Source organism: Roseburia inulinivorans DSM 16841 (assembly GCF_000174195.1).
GTDB lineage: Bacteria > Bacillota > Clostridia > Lachnospirales > Lachnospiraceae > Roseburia > Roseburia inulinivorans.
The window spans coordinates 22,594-37,451 of sequence record NZ_ACFY01000069.1 but is presented as its reverse complement, the minus strand read 5'-3'; the positions used below and the strand labels follow the sequence as shown (position 1 = coordinate 37,451).

Genomic DNA, 14,858 nt, shown 5'->3' with positions numbered 1-14,858 from the left:
GTATTATGTCGGAAATTCAACTTATAAGATATAGAATTAGGTAAGAAATGCTATACTCCTGTTTAATAAAAATAGGAGGTGTTCATTATGTCAAAGAAACAGGCTAATATCGCAGCAACAATTTTAGAGAAGGTAGCTCGTAATTCTGTGAAAATGGCGGCAGACAGCAGATGTATGTATGTTCTTCATCAGCCGAAGCAGCCGGCAGGAATGAAAGAATTTCGTAAATAAATCGTTGCTGCAAGAGGTAAATACTGCAATATCTGTCGAGTAGAGATTACTCATGGATATGGCAGTATTTTTTTGTGGAAATATTGTTAGCTGGAAGAAGTAGTATTTCTAGTATAGCGTAAATTAATTGACTAGACCGACCATATTGGGGAGAAGACAATACTCTTGTGACTTATCTGAGACATATTGGAATCATTAATTACTTTAAATTCTACTAGATAAGTGAATTAGGTTAATTATAAAACATAGGAATAAAAAGCTAAGAAGAACTTTTATATACTATTTACAACGAAATACAATAATTAATTGGGTGCAGTTTTGCATGCTTTATTTTGCATGGGAACAGCACCTTTTTTTATTGTCTTTTTCCAGTAAAGCAGAACCCAGAGGTCCTCCAGATGTCCTTCATTTCAAAAAAATTACGAAATGGAGGACATTTGAATGTCAGAATGGATCAGGATCAGAGTAAAGGATTTTTATAAAGATGCAGTTGGTGAGCTGGAATACACCTATGTGACCAGAGAAGTCTACGAGGCACTTGCCGATACGTTCCGCAAAGAAGCCCACGCACAGGAAATGCGGGATATCAGACATACGACCAAGGACGGATACACAGAAGGAGAAACGGAAGATCTGGTGGAGCTGACCGGGGAATCGGTAGAGGATACGGTCATCCGGCAGATGGAAATAGAAACCCTGCAGAAAGCAATGCAGTCACTCACCCCAGTGCAGAGAGAGCGGCTGTATTTTTATTTTTTGAGGGCATGACATACCGGCAGATCGCAGCGAAAGAAGGGGTTGGAGAGAAGAACATCCGGGAGAGCATAAACGGTGCGGTAAAGAAAATAAAAAAATATTTTGATTAATACCCCCTCAAAACGTGTTTTTCTGTGAGTACCTTATGAGAGGAACTTTTTCTGGACAGATGGTCTCTTCCGGGAATCCTCTCATGTCTCGTGTGTGGATACGACACAGGCAGACAAAACGTACATTGAAAAATGCCGGAGAGGAATGCAGGGATCCGAGCGCAGGATGGAATCACGCCATATCCTGCCAGCCATATCCAGCAGTTCAGATACGTTAGCCGTTTCATGAGCCGTAACCGGGGCGCAGTGACACTCCTGCAGCAATCGGGCAGATGTTCTTTCTGCCAGCCATGCTGTGAAAAAGATCGCATCTAAGGAGCCGAGCGGGAAAGCCGGGGTACAGCCTGTCTGTGGTGGACAGGCGCGAAGAGGGGAATGGCCTATAATGATACACCTTGAGATTAGCCAGCACGCAGTGGTGGAGGTGAAATACCTGTGATGTCTGCCTGTCCGAGTGGCAGGGACCAAAGATAGTCTGGACTGACTGCCCATGAAATGCCGGCTTTGGGATTTTTTCTTCTCTGTTTTGGCGGCGTTTCGGTTCCGGGGAGTAGTGACGAATAGGGACAGACACTTTTTATTTATGAAGTGAAGGATTATGGCAGTAAGACTTAATTACAGAAACCATGCGGCGGAGGGGAACTTCCGCCGTATTCTTGTGGGGTTAAGAAAAACTGAAAAATGGGGAATGGAGGAAAGCAGGAAATGAAGAAAGAAGATACCGAAATGATGTTAAGGATTTTTGAAACGGAGAGGGCAGGATATGCCTATCTTTATCCAAGTGATGGAGGGGAGCGGAAAGAGGACTATATCTCGACCACGGCAGAAAATATCGCAAATTATATTGGCAGCCACATGTTTGAGGCTGAAAAGATCGTCATCACAGATATGTGTGACAGGCTGATATTAGATACCTGCGGCTATTTTATCAATAGCTGTCCAAATCAGGAATTCTGCAAGGAAATCCATCCGTTCTTAATCCCGATCCAGATGGGAGAAAAGGACGCAGGAGAGGTGCTTTCAGTTAGCAGGGATGTAGCGGAACAGTATTTCCGGGAAGAGGATGAGGCAGCAACCATGGCTGAAATCGGGATGATGTAAAGGTGTTTCTTCTGGGCGGAAGTGTTTTTATTGGGAGAATGAATTTAACTTACTTAAATTGTGGGAGGAAAAGGGGAGAGATGATGGAAGGCGGAGCGAATGAGGTGCGGTATAAGATTGCTGAATTTCTCTTAAAAAGGATGCATGAGGATAAGCTGTTAACCGAGGAAGAATGGGAAAAAATCCGGGTTTTGAATGTCAAGACTTTCTCCCCGGAATTAGCAAAAGTATATCTGTAATAACACTGGATATATAAAGGACTATGTGGTAGTGTATGTTGCTGACAGGGAGTGCAAACCCTTGAAAATACTGGGAAAGGAGAAAAAAGCATGGCAAAAAAAGTGACTGTCATAAAGGCAGCAAAAGCGCAGAAACATACACAGGAAGAACGCAGACTGAAAGTGTGCGGATATGCCAGAGTCAGTACCGGCAGTCAGGCACAGGCAACTTCCTATACTGCACAGGTCGAGTACTATACGGAAAAAATCGAGAGCACCCCCCTGTGGGAGTTTGCCGGGGTGTATGCGGATGAAGGAATCAGCGGAACAAACGTAAAGCACAGAGATGAGTTCCAGATGATGATTTCAGACTGTGAGGATGGGAACATCGACCTGATCCTTACGAAATCCATCACAAGATTTGCAAGAAATACGGTGGAATGCATCCAGACCATCCGAAAGCTGAAAGAGATTGGCGTTGGAATCTACTTTGAGAAAGAGAACATCAACACGCTGTCAGAAAAAAGCGAGCTGTTCATTACCATCCTGGCATCGGTGGCGCAGGGGGAATCTGAAAACATCTCAAGCAACAACCGCTGGGCGATACAGAAACGCTTTCAGGATGGAACCTATATCATATCCACACCAACGTATGGCTATGGAAAAGATGAGGATGGAAATTTAGTCATCATAGAATCCGAGGCAGAAACCGTAAGGTGGATTTATGAGTCCTATCTAAACGGCATGGGAGTGTATGTGATAGCAAAAGCACTGAACCAGAAAGGCATTCCAACGATCCGGGGTGCAGAAAAGTGGCAGGACGGGGTGATACAGGACATTCTGAAAAATCCGATTTATGAAGGGGATATGTTACAGCAGAGAACCTATACAGAAACAAGGTTCCCATTTGTCCGCAGGGTAAACAACGGACAGAGAAACCAGTATCTCATCAAAGACAGCCATCCGCCAATCGTCACACATGAGGAGGCAGAAGCAGTGCGAAACCTGATGGCATACCGGGTGGATGTACTGCACATGAACAAGAGTGACTACACCAAAAGATACCTGTTTTCCGGCAGAATCATCTGCGGGGAATGCGGAAGAACCTTCCGGCGGCAGAAAATCTACATCGGGAAACCATATGAAAAAATCATCTGGACGTGCAGCGGACATGTGGAGGATAAAGAGAGCTGCTGTATGAAAGCCATCCGGGAGGATGTGCTGCACCGGGCTTTTACAGACATGTGGAACAAGCTGTACACCAATCAGGGAACGATATTAGAGCCGCTGTTAAAAGAGCTGACGGAACTTGTGGCAGCAAGGCAGGACAGTGAGGAAATCAGACAACTGGATAAGGAAATCAAAGATATAAGCGGGCAGAGCCAAATCCTAAACCAAGTCATGAGGAAAGGATATATGGACTCTGCTCTTTTTATGGAGAGCAGTAATAAACTTGGCTGGCAACTGACGGAATGCAGGAGAAAAAAGACACTTTTGACCAGAAAGCTGAGAAGGACAAAAGAAATCGTGCGGACCGAACAGCTTATCCAACTGATCGCAGAACAGGACGGATTAAGGGAGGAGTTTGACGAGCAACTGTTTAAAATGACAGCGGAGAAGATCGTGGTCTCCAAAGAACACGACATCACCTTCTGCCTGCACAACGGACTGAAATTGACAGAGAGGGGAGGCAGACAGGATGCAGTGGCACATGCCAATCGGCTATAAAGTTGTGGATGGAAAAATCACCATCTGCGAAGAGCAGAGAAAAATTGTGGAACAGATATTTACAGACTATGACAGCGGGGTGGCGGCAGGCAGGATTGCCCAGAACCTGAAAGGGAGAAACATATGCAATGCAAAAGGGAAAGTGTCCTGGACCCATGCATCCATCGGCAGGATACTGGAAAACCCAAGCTACCTTGGCACAGAATACTATCCGCAGCTCATAGGAGAAGAACTGTTTGAGAGAGTCCAGCGCAGACGGGAAAAGGTGAGGGCAGAGCTTGGAAGGGCAGACCACAGACCCGGCAGGGATGAGAGAATCCTCTTCGGAGGTGTCATCTGGTGTGCAGAATGTGGGGCAGTATGCAGCCATATCCAGCCGAACCACAAAAAAGAGCGTGGCGGCACTGCCAAGTGGAAGTGCAGGAACTATGTGACTGGCAGAGCAAAAAACTGCAGGAACAGTTTTATTACAGACGGGCAGGCAAAGCAGGTGTGTGTGGAAGCCATCAATGCAGTGATACGAAACAAAGGCCTGCTCCGGGTACAAAGGCAGGAGGAAAAGCTCAGCCCTCAGTACCGGGTTCTGGAGCGGAACCTGCAGCACATGAAAGAAGAGCAGGAACGCACAGAGACAGACCTGATGAAACTGCTCTATGAAAGGGCAGAGGAACGATACCGGACGCTGGAGGTCAGGGATGGGGAGTTCCGGACAGAGGAGATCAAAAACATCCTTGCAGGAAAAAAGGAACTGGAAACATTTGATGAAAATTTATATAGAAAAATAATCGCACGCATCTGGGTGCATGGAGGAAACATGGCAGAAGTGGAGTTTATCAATGGGAGCCGTGTCACAGCCGGATACAAGGATTAGGAGGGAGAGCAGATGGCAGAAACAGCAAAAAAGATCAGCATGATACCTGCCAAGGTACAGTATGACCGGAATGTGAAACTGTCAGAGAAGAAAATGAAGGTCGCTGCCTACTGCCGTGTCAGTACGGAACTGGAAGAGCAGGACAGCAGCTACGAGGCACAGTTGGAGTATTATACCAGCAAGATATCCGAAAACGAAAACTGGAAAAATGCCGGCATCTATGCGGATGACGGAAAGAGTGGAACAAACACCAAAAAGAGGGCAGACTTTAATGCCATGATACAGGATGCCCTTGCAGGAAAAATCGACATGATCCTTACAAAGTCGGTCAGCAGGTTTGCGAGGAACACGGTAGACTCGCTGGTGACCATCCGAAAACTGAAGGAAAAGAACGTGGCGGTGGTGTTCGAGAAAGAGGGAATCAATACACTGGAGGGAACAGGCGAAATCCTTATCACCATCTTAAGCAGTCTGGCGCAGGAAGAGAGCCGCAACATCAGCGAGAACATCCGCTGGGGAGTCGTGAGGAAATTTGAAAAAGGCAAGGTCATCGTAAACTGCACAAAGTTCATGGGATACACCAAAAACGAGGACGGGGACTTGGTCATCGTACCCGAAGAGGCAGAGATCGTAAAGCTGATTTTCCGGCTTTATCTGGAGGGCTACAGTACCGGGAAGATCGCAAAGCATCTGGAAGAGCAGGGCATCAAGACCGCCACAGGGCAGGACAAATGGCATTCCACGGTAATAGACAAAATGCTCCGCAATGAAAAATACATGGGAGATGCATTACTGCAGAAAACCTATACGGTGGATTTCATGACAAAAAAGAAAGTCAAGAACACTGGAATCGTACCGCAGTATTATGTGGAAGATGACCATGAGGCGATCATACCGAAGGAGCTGTTCTACAGGGTACAGGAAGAGATGATGCGCAGGGCATCCTTATGCAAGGCGGCTGTCACCCGGAAGAAGAACCAGAGGAGCAGGTATTCCTCCACCTATGCACTGACCGGCATGCTGATCTGCGGAAAATGCGGGCAGGAGTACCGGAGAGTCACCTGGGCGAGAAACGGGAAAAAGAAAGTGGTCTGGAGATGCAGCAACCGGCTGACCAACGGAGTGAAGAAATGTGGGGAATCCGAGACACTCGAAGAGAACGCATTAAACAGGGCAGTGATGGAAGCCATCCACAGGATCACGAGTGATGATATGGAATTTATGGAAAACTTCCGGCAGAACATCATCCATGTCATCGGGAACTACAGCACCGCAAAAGAGTCTGAGGAATACGAAGAAAAGATAAAAGAAAAGCAGGAAGAGATGGTGGCACTGATCGCAGAGAATGCAAAGACCGGCTCCTACACACCGGAGTTTGATGAACGCTACCGCACCATAGCAGAGGAAATCAATGCCCTAAAAGAGGCACAGAAAACAGCCAGAAACGAGAAACGGATGGCTGACAGCTATGAACAGAGAATCCAAGATATTGACCATTACTTAAGCACAAGCACCTGCCAGATACCGGAGTTCGACAATGACCTTGTCAGACGGCTGATCTCGACCATCAAAGTGGAATCCAGCGAGAAGCTGCTGATACAGTTCCAGTCAGGCATTGTCATGGAAAAGGAGATTCGATATGAGTAAGACTGCGGCAGGAATGGCAGCAAGCAAATAGGAAACGTTGTTCCTGCCAGTTTATGGTAAGAATAAAATGCCCGATGATCCGGGCGTTTTATTGTTGGCACAAAAATAGGAAACAAGTGCAGAACAATAGGAATAGAAAAGTGTGTAATAGGGAAATAAGCGGAAGAAAGATTATATAGAAGAAAGAAACACAAGATTGTGTGACAGGAGGAGAAAAGCGTATGAATTATGAGCAACTGATAGAAGAACTGAGGGAGGAAATGTTACAACTTGTAAACACGAAATGTGATGCACTGCTCCAGATGTATCGGAGTGGCGAGGTGCATACAAGTGTGAAAGATACGATCCGGGAAAGCAGCCTTATCACAGTGTCCCCGGCAGAACTGAAAGGGAAAAGACCGCTGGCAGTCCAGTTCGCACCGGGAGAATGGATAGAGACACCTACATGGAGAAAGGTGGCACAAAGGATTTTGCAGACCTGTAATGAACAGCCGGATATCCATGAAAGATTTATGGAAATGTGTGGAAAAGTAGCCGGACGCTGGAGGACAATCCTTGGCAGTTCACCGGAAGAAATGGATGTACCGATAAAGGTGGATGAGGAACTTTATTTTGAGGGGAAATTTGACACCGAGGCGATGTTAAACATGTTAGAGAAAAAAGTGCTGGAACCGGCAGGGGTTGATTATAGCAGCATTAAAATCCGGTATATGGTAAAAGTGCAGGAAGCAGCGAAAAATATAGACCATGTACCGGAGCAGGATGCTTTGGAGCATGAGGAGCAGGAACAACATGTACAGGTGCAGACAATGTGAAGAATGGATGGAATCAAGACTCCGAGTCTATGGCAGGTTTGGAGTTTTTCTTATGTTCATTTTCCAAATGTAAAAATTGATTGTATAAAAGAAATGGGTAAGTTATAATATAGGTGTGGTCAGATGCCTTTTTGGGGATGACTATATCTGTTACAAAAAGGAGGAAGGCCAGTGAATACAGAATTGAAAAATGCAGTGAAAGCAACAGATTCAAAAGCACAGTATGATACGAGTGCAAAGCGTCTGTTAGGACAGAAAAGCATACTGGCACATATACTGGTAAAAACAGTTGATGAGTTTAAGGGCATGAATCCCAAGGATGTGGTCGACTGCATTGAGGGAACACCACATATCAGTACGGTACCGGTAGAGCCTGGACTCACAAATGCAGCCAGCGAAAAAAATGGTGAGAGACTGGTCGGTTTCAACACAGAAAATGAAGAGATCAATGAAGGTCTGGTAAGATTTGATATCGTTTTTTATGTGCGTATGAGAGACGGATTGTCACAGATCATCATAAATGTGGAAGCACAGAAAGATGAGCCGAAGGGATACGAAATCTTAAACCGGGCAATCTTTTATGTGAGCAGACTGATCTCATCACAAAAAGAACGTGATTTTGAGAATTCCAGCTACGATGACATTAAGCGTGTATATTCGATCTGGGTATGTATGAACATGGAAGAGAGCAGCATGAGCCATGTGCATCTCACAAAAGAAGATTTGATCGGTTCCTATCAATGGAAGGGAAATCTTGATCTGCTGAATATCATAATGCTTGGACTGGCAAAGAATCTGCCGGAACATGATGAGACATATGAACTGCACCGTCTGTTAGGAGCGTTGCTGTCACAGGAACTTACAATAGATGAAAAACTAAACATAATTGGAAATGAATACGATATTCCTATTGAGGAGAACTTCAGGAAGGATGTGAGCGTTATGTGTAACTTGAGTCAGGGAATTGAAGAAAAGGGTATTGCGATTGGACGTGCGGAAGGTGAAGCAGGACTTATTATAAAAATGTATAAGAATGGTTTTACAGCAGAGCAGATAGCCTCAGCCACAGATAAGGATATAGAAGAAGTGAAAGCGATTATTGCAGGGAAGGAACCTGCACTTGCATAGTTCTTTTACAGTAGCAGGAAAACAGTTTACTGCGAATAAAATGGTTGGAACCAAGCCTCCGAGTCTATAATAGATTTGGAGGTTTCTCTTTATATGTCCTGTGTAAAATTTTTGCGAAAAGAATAAATGTGATATAATGTATGAAAAGTTACAAAAATTACAAACTAGTTTATTGGTAAAAAATGATTCAAGTAGAGGATGAAAAAATGATTTTTTTGGATGCAAATGCCTTTTATTCATATTATGGAAGAAGCAAATTAGGAATGACATCAGAACCTGTTGACGAAGAACGTTTAAAAAAATATTTAGAACAACAGAGAGAAAAGAGTCTTCCGACTTCGGTATATATTGAGATAATGACACACTTTAGAAATAATCCAAAAGTGTTACAAAATTTACTTGAGTTTAGGTATGCGAAGGGGTTGCCACTTTTTAATAATATTCCAGACTATGTTGTGAGTGAAGATGAAATTACCAGTGTTGCATATATGGATCAAGCAGCTCTCAAAAATTATGCGGATAGATTATTAAAGAGCAAAATTCAAATTGAGAGTAAATTCACACTTTTATTTTTTGAAATTACAAAAGATTTATATGCTCATTACAAATTAGAGATGACAGATGGACTGTCACAAAAAAACAAAGATGCTATATTGGGGTATATTGGAAGAGTTGCATATAAGGAATATCAAAATTTATTAGAGGAAAGAATTAAAGTAGAACTGCAGTCAGGGTATGATGAAAACAAAGAGAAAAAAGTACTCAAGGATTTTTATATCCAAGAATTGAATGAAGCATGTGTGCTTACTAATATTATTATTCAAGGATGTGTTGCTTGCAAACAGGACAAGGAGGATATTATAAGTATTGTACAGCAGACATATCAAAAAAGTATTGAAAGTGGTTTGGATGGAAATACGGGAACAATGCCGTGTATAGTAGATACCTTGGCAACAGACCAACATTTCCTAGATATAGCGAAAGTAAAAGTGTCAGAGATGTTTAAAAAAGGAAAATATTCTGCTACACAGAGAAGATATCTTCGGGATGTAATGTTTACATCATGGTTTGAAAGAGGAAAAAAGTTAGACAAGAATGATATTTTTGATATGCTTTGTGTTGGATGCCTAGATCATATAGATAAAACCAAGAATGCGTGTGTTTTAATAGATGCATCGTCATATGTTCTCTCATTTGACACAAGAATGAAGAATTTTATAGGAACTGTTAAACCGGAGAATTTGAGATTAATTGAAAAAATCCAAAATGAACAGTAAATGGTCGGAATCAAGCCTCCAAGTCCCCAACAGATTTGGAGGTTTTCTTCTGCCCATTTTTATCGGGAAGTAATTTCCCAAATAAACAATCTATGGTACAATATCTTAGAAGTTATCATCAAGGGATGAGTAGTGGACCATAGAGAAAGAGCAGAGTCAATCGTAAGCTGATCTGGCTTACATCTAAAATACAATGCAATCTTTTTCTATGCAGGGACATAAGAGAGTGCATCATGTCAATTTTTTGTAGTCTCATCAGAGAGTGCAACATTTTTCGCTCCCAGAGTACAGTGAAAACTCTGGAAAGTGCATCTCAATTACCCTATCGACACATGTTGAAACAGTCTGTCTTCTGTCGAAAAAAGCCCAATAAATCAAAGGTTTTTGCAATTTCGGCAGAAAAATGGATGTGTGTTTCTGTTTCCGCAGAGTGATGATATAAGCTGAGGTTTACCCCAGGGGATAAGCTTTGGAGAACGGGAAATATACATTTTGGCGAAAGGATACTTTTTCGCAAAAGTTATTTCACGTCATGAGGATGAGAAGATGAGTAATGATTTTGAAAATTCACAGGAATATAGGAAAGCACTTGAGATAGCTAAGAAGCAGCAGGAATTATATAAAAATGTTACGAGAGCAATATCTCCGGAAGCATTAGCAAAATTTCAAGAACTCAGTGATAAACTAAATGAATGGAAGAATTCACTTAACAATATGCCGGGTCTTCTCAAGTTGGCAGAAATACTCAAAAATTATCAGCAAGAGGTCAGAGAAACTGAAGGTTTAACTGAAGCTGAATTTGAAGAAAAATATAGATCTGAAATTGAGTGGAGTGAAAAGTTTGGAAAAAATGGTTGGGTTATTTCTGAGCATTCAAATCCTGCAGATATTAAGAATTGGGAACAATTATTATGTGAAGGGGAAGCAAAGGTAGCAGAGTTTTTTGACGGAGAAGATATTGTAATTCTTGATGTGATTATAGAGGGGCTACAGGAAAAGTACGTTTCGGACGAGACACAGTTATATTTTAAGAATGGTATGCAGGCTTTTGAAAATGAAGATTATATGACTGCAGCTATGTACTTGCTTGCATTACTTGATAATAGGGTGAATGAATTAGTAGATTTTCCGAACCAACGGATGAGTTACAGAGTTAAATATTCTAATGATGGCTTTGCGAATCAAAAGGCGGAGGATTTTAGACAGCTTACCGAAAAACGAGGATTCATGTCAAAGAAAATATACTTTTTGGAAATGTATCCTTCGTTAATAGCATATTTGAATAGGATATTTATAGATGGCCTATACAAGTTCGAAAATGGCATAGAACCTCCATATTTGAATAGAAATTGGTTAATGCATGGTCGAATGAATAGAAGCATTGAAAGATATGAATGTATACAGATTTTGAATGCGCTAAGTGTTATTGAGTTCATGTTTGGAGATAGGTAAGGAGCATTATGAATAAAAGAGATGACTTTTCGCAAAAAACTATAGATAGATTATGTGAGAGAGTGGGAGGAAAGTGTTCTAATCCAAACTGTAGAAGAGAAACAAAAGGTCCTCACAGCAATCCTCAAAAGCGAGTATCAATCGGTGAGGCTGCACATATAACCGCAGCAGCTGAAGGTGGACCAAGATACAACCCTGACTTAACGCCAGAAGAGAGAAGTAGTATAGAAAATGGAATTTGGTTATGCAAGTCGTGTGCAAGAATGATAGATAGTGATGAAAATCAGTATCCGGCAGAATTGTTATATACATGGAAAAGTATGGCCGAGTATGAACAATTTTGTATTATTAATCAAATGGATAACTGGTTAAAATCAAATGTGGTATTTGAAAGTAGAAAAAACATAGCATGTAGGAAGGCAAAAGAAGCATTAGATAATTTGCACGGTATATTACAGTACGCATACGAATATTGGAAACATAATTTTGAGAATCGACATTATGGTTCATTTTTGGAAAATGAGCTAATGGAACATTGGGTTCTATATGAAGATGATTTAAAAAGAATTTATACGTTTCAAGAGAAAAGAGTGCTTTTGAATGAGGTGCTATTGGAGTATTCACTGGATTTAGGACCAGAGATATGTCAAGAAATAAATAATTATTGTAATTATTTGAATTTCTCTTATCAAAGCGATACTTGTGGTCTATATGATAATTACTGGAGATGTTTTTTTGAAATGTTGTCTACTTGTTTTGATATTTTAGTGGGTATCAAGAACAATGTTGATGACATATTATACCGACAATATTCTGTATAACAAGGGGATAAAACAGTTACCCCACTTTGAAAATCTATTGCATACTTTCGCTATGCAGTATAAAATCAAAGTTCAGGGGAATGTGGAGACAGTCTGTCTTCTGTCGAGAAAAGCCCAATAAATCAAAGGATTTTACCATTTTGGGAATAAAATAGATGTGTGTTTCTGTTTCCGTAGAGTGGGTATGAGGGAATTGGTTTACCCGGGGGATAGGTTGTGGGGAACGGAAGATATACATTTTGGCGAAAGGGTATTTTTTCGCAAAAGAGAAAAGGAGTAAAGAGATGGTCATAAAAAAAGATGGTTGTGATTTATATGAACTAGAAAATGTATTATCACAGTATATTGAAAAAGATGAAGTAAAAACTTTTGTTTCAAAAATATGTGGGAATGAATATAAGCATAAAGAAGAGTATTTTTATGTAAGACAATATATGCCAGAGGTTCCAATGGGAACTTTATGCATGCTAATTCCATCTAAAAAATATTATATTAATATGAGATTGTCTACTTTATGGATTCTGTGTGTATTGCTTGATATAAATATAACAAAAGGTTGGGCAGTAGCACTTGGTAGCATGGGGGGGGAAAATTAAAGCAAATAGTTTATAAGATAAATGAAGAGAATGCGGAAAAATGTGTTTTATTAGAACTTATAAGAAGTGATGAGTGTACTTTTGAAAGCAAGAAAGAGTGCTTTAATAACCATTTTAGATGCAAATATAGAGATGATTGTGGTATGTGTATAATTGAAGAAAAGGATATCCTTCTTATAATTCAATCACTTATTGATAAAGGAATTATTACGAGAATAGGAAATACATATAAGTATATTTTTTGAGGAGTATATTTTGGATAATAATCTTAAAGGTTTATATAATCCTGCCATTTTGGGCATTTTTGTAAATGGGGAATATGATGAATTACACCATTCATTTGTCCATGAGTTTACACATCATATTAACTATATATCATCAACTTTTGGCATTCATGTAATAATAGAATTATTAGAAGCTATAGAAAATATGGTTATAGATTTGGGAGGAGAGATATTAAGCCCTTTCATATTTAGGAAAAAACAATTGTTTTATGGAAGTTTTCAAGAACATTTTATTGAACATGTGAAGATGTTTAATGGACAGATTACTTCTGCCAGAATAACTAGAAAAAATGAATTAGAAAAATATATTAAGCACAACAAAATTATATTTAATGATAACCTTGATGGGTTATGGAATATGCTTATTGATGGCAATCCAGAAGATAATAATATAGGTCTTTCTATGTTAGATTCTTACGGTGTATATCATTATCTGCGTTGGAATTATTTCGAGAAGACATACTTTATAACAGAATTGGGAGTAAATTGTTTGTTAGAATGCAACGCATACCTTATTTCCAAAATTAGCATAGGAAAAGAAAAAGAGTACATTGAATTTGAACAAAATAGATATTTGTATAATGATGATAGTTATATGCATTTGTATACAGCACCGTTCGAATTGCTTTTTAATACTTGTAAAGAATCTGTTCAGAAATTAGAAGATAATGAAAATCTAATAAAAATATTGAGTCTCATGGTAGATATATGTTTACAAATGCCAATAAGTAATCACGATAGAGGAAAGAAGCCATATCCATTTACCCCATCTATATGGTTTATGGTGATGGTTGAATAATTTGAAAAATTAAAGTATATACCGTCTGTGCAAGGGAACGAGAGGCAATGGTATAGTTATTTGGTTCGTGCTTTAAATACAAGGTTGCCATCGGAGTATAAAGGTAATACTCCATTTAGTGTTGCTATAAATGCACAGAGAATAATAAATGAGGATTTGAATTTTTTTACAATATATGTTTCATCGTTAATAGGAGATAATATTGATAAAGTCTGTTCTAAAGAGGTAATAAAATATAAAAAAGATTTAATTGTAGATGAAAACAGAGATATAGAAGAGGAGTTGAAAAGCTATCTTTATAAAAATGCAGGTTGTCTATTAGAACATTCTTTTGGATTTGGGATATGTCGATTATTAGAGAAATGTTTGGGGTTAAGAAAAATAATTTTTTGTTATTTCCGTTCATGCAATTTGTGGATGAACATTCCACTCAATTAGTGCCACCAGTGTTTTATCAAAATATGAAGCCAATTAATAATTTAAAAAAAATAGAGGATGTATATTTATTAAAGGATATGATTTCCTTAAGGCATTTGGTTGCAATTTTGTATCAAATTAATTTTGAAAATAAAGATAGTTATATTTGTGGCAACAAATATTTTGGGATATATTGTCCGTTTAATGTGAATGGAAATTGTATGCAGGAATATCCTGGAAAATTGGAGAGAAGAGCAACCTATAGAAAATGTGAATTTTCAGAAATGTTAAGGTATTTTGAATTGATATAAGGTGGGGCTAAATTCTTCACCCCACTTTTGATAAGGCAGATATACTTTTGCTAAGCAGTATAAAATCAAAGTTCAGGCGAATATTGAAACCGTCTGTCTGCTTTCAAGGAAACCTTGATTTTCTGCGGTTTGTGGGATATTAAGGAGCAAAAATGGATGTGTGTTTTGTAGCCTTATGAATGAATCATTTGAATATCGTAGCAGAGGGGTGTTTTGAGACTCTGCTGAATAATAGGCTTTTGCTAACAGGTATCACTTTTGCGAAAATGTATGATACCTCCTGGCAGGAGCCTTTT

15 protein-coding genes are annotated in these 14,858 nt (G+C 40.0%); all 15 read left to right on the top strand.

Going from position 1 to position 14,858, the window contains the following annotated elements; translation table 11 throughout:
• Positions 1 to 87: 87 nt before the first annotated feature.
• Positions 88 to 231 carry a cyclic lactone autoinducer peptide gene (locus ROSEINA2194_RS07960; RefSeq protein ID WP_007885400.1) on the top strand — a complete coding sequence of 48 codons (144 nt, stop codon included), beginning with the start codon at positions 88 to 90 and terminating at the stop codon, positions 229 to 231.
• A gap of 441 nt (positions 232 to 672) precedes the next feature.
• Positions 673 to 999, top strand: coding sequence for a hypothetical protein (locus tag ROSEINA2194_RS07955; protein WP_007885399.1), 327 nt, complete (start codon positions 673 to 675; stop codon positions 997 to 999).
• A gap of 803 nt (positions 1,000 to 1,802) precedes the next feature.
• Positions 1,803 to 2,198, top strand: coding sequence for a hypothetical protein (locus ROSEINA2194_RS07945; RefSeq protein WP_044927496.1), 396 nt, complete (start codon positions 1,803 to 1,805; stop codon positions 2,196 to 2,198).
• Positions 2,199 to 2,278: 80 nt separating this feature from the next.
• Entirely contained in the window at positions 2,279 to 2,437 is a 159-nt protein-coding gene (locus ROSEINA2194_RS21030) for an SHOCT domain-containing protein (protein ID WP_006859206.1), read from the top strand.
• 90 nt (positions 2,438 to 2,527) lie between these two features.
• Entirely contained in the window at positions 2,528 to 4,144 is a 1,617-nt protein-coding gene (locus ROSEINA2194_RS07940) for a recombinase family protein (protein ID WP_044927495.1), read from the top strand.
• A complete protein-coding gene (locus ROSEINA2194_RS07935; RefSeq protein WP_227970602.1) occupies positions 4,116 to 5,015 on the top strand; it encodes a recombinase family protein in 900 nt (299 codons plus the stop codon). Before ROSEINA2194_RS07940 ends, ROSEINA2194_RS07935 begins: the two co-directional genes overlap by 29 nt.
• Positions 5,016 to 5,027: 12 nt before the next feature.
• A complete protein-coding gene (locus tag ROSEINA2194_RS07930; protein WP_007885390.1) occupies positions 5,028 to 6,662 on the top strand; it encodes a recombinase family protein in 1,635 nt (544 codons plus the stop codon).
• A gap of 221 nt (positions 6,663 to 6,883) precedes the next feature.
• Positions 6,884 to 7,477 (top strand): hypothetical protein, encoded by a 594-nt coding sequence (locus ROSEINA2194_RS07925; RefSeq protein ID WP_007885389.1) that lies wholly within the window; start codon positions 6,884 to 6,886, stop codon positions 7,475 to 7,477.
• Between the two features lie 171 nt (positions 7,478 to 7,648).
• Positions 7,649 to 8,605, top strand: coding sequence for a hypothetical protein (locus tag ROSEINA2194_RS07920; protein WP_007885387.1), 957 nt, complete (start codon positions 7,649 to 7,651; stop codon positions 8,603 to 8,605).
• Positions 8,606 to 8,787: 182 nt separating this feature from the next.
• Positions 8,788 to 9,882, top strand: a complete 1,095-nt coding sequence (locus tag ROSEINA2194_RS07915; RefSeq protein WP_007885385.1) for a hypothetical protein — start codon at positions 8,788 to 8,790, stop codon at positions 9,880 to 9,882.
• Between the two features lie 492 nt (positions 9,883 to 10,374).
• Positions 10,375 to 11,334 carry a hypothetical protein gene (locus ROSEINA2194_RS07910; RefSeq protein ID WP_007885382.1) on the top strand — a complete coding sequence of 320 codons (960 nt, stop codon included), beginning with the start codon at positions 10,375 to 10,377 and terminating at the stop codon, positions 11,332 to 11,334.
• Positions 11,335 to 11,342: 8 nt separating this feature from the next.
• A complete protein-coding gene (locus ROSEINA2194_RS19680; protein WP_007885380.1) occupies positions 11,343 to 12,155 on the top strand; it encodes an HNH endonuclease in 813 nt (270 codons plus the stop codon).
• Positions 12,156 to 12,394: 239 nt separating this feature from the next.
• Positions 12,395 to 12,751: a hypothetical protein gene (locus ROSEINA2194_RS07900; protein ID WP_007885378.1), complete on the top strand. Its 357-nt coding sequence runs from the start codon at positions 12,395 to 12,397 to the stop codon at positions 12,749 to 12,751.
• Between the two features lie 255 nt (positions 12,752 to 13,006).
• Positions 13,007 to 13,834, top strand: coding sequence for a hypothetical protein (locus tag ROSEINA2194_RS07895; protein ID WP_007885377.1), 828 nt, complete (start codon positions 13,007 to 13,009; stop codon positions 13,832 to 13,834).
• Positions 13,835 to 14,178: 344 nt separating this feature from the next.
• Positions 14,179 to 14,562, top strand: coding sequence for a hypothetical protein (locus ROSEINA2194_RS07890; protein WP_007885376.1), 384 nt, complete (start codon positions 14,179 to 14,181; stop codon positions 14,560 to 14,562).
• Positions 14,563 to 14,858: the final 296 nt, after the last annotated feature.

Bases quoted from the DNA above. Each gene is read 5' to 3' on its own strand.
- ROSEINA2194_RS07960 (WP_007885400.1), top strand. From the start codon at position 88: ATGTCAAAGAAACAGGCTAATATCGCAGCAACAATTTTAGAGAAGGTA.
- ROSEINA2194_RS07955 (WP_007885399.1), top strand. From the start codon at position 673: ATGTCAGAATGGATCAGGATCAGAGTAAAGGATTTTTATAAAGATGCA.
- ROSEINA2194_RS07945 (WP_044927496.1), top strand. From the start codon at position 1,803: ATGAAGAAAGAAGATACCGAAATGATGTTAAGGATTTTTGAAACGGAG.
- ROSEINA2194_RS21030 (WP_006859206.1), top strand. From the start codon at position 2,279: ATGATGGAAGGCGGAGCGAATGAGGTGCGGTATAAGATTGCTGAATTT.
- ROSEINA2194_RS07940 (WP_044927495.1), top strand. From the start codon at position 2,528: ATGGCAAAAAAAGTGACTGTCATAAAGGCAGCAAAAGCGCAGAAACAT.
- ROSEINA2194_RS07935 (WP_227970602.1), top strand. From the start codon at position 4,116: ATGCAGTGGCACATGCCAATCGGCTATAAAGTTGTGGATGGAAAAATC.
- ROSEINA2194_RS07930 (WP_007885390.1), top strand. From the start codon at position 5,028: ATGGCAGAAACAGCAAAAAAGATCAGCATGATACCTGCCAAGGTACAG.
- ROSEINA2194_RS07925 (WP_007885389.1), top strand. From the start codon at position 6,884: ATGAATTATGAGCAACTGATAGAAGAACTGAGGGAGGAAATGTTACAA.
- ROSEINA2194_RS07915 (WP_007885385.1), top strand. From the start codon at position 8,788: ATGATTCAAGTAGAGGATGAAAAAATGATTTTTTTGGATGCAAATGCC.
- ROSEINA2194_RS19680 (WP_007885380.1), top strand. From the start codon at position 11,343: ATGAATAAAAGAGATGACTTTTCGCAAAAAACTATAGATAGATTATGT.
- ROSEINA2194_RS07890 (WP_007885376.1), top strand. From the start codon at position 14,179: ATGTCGATTATTAGAGAAATGTTTGGGGTTAAGAAAAATAATTTTTTG.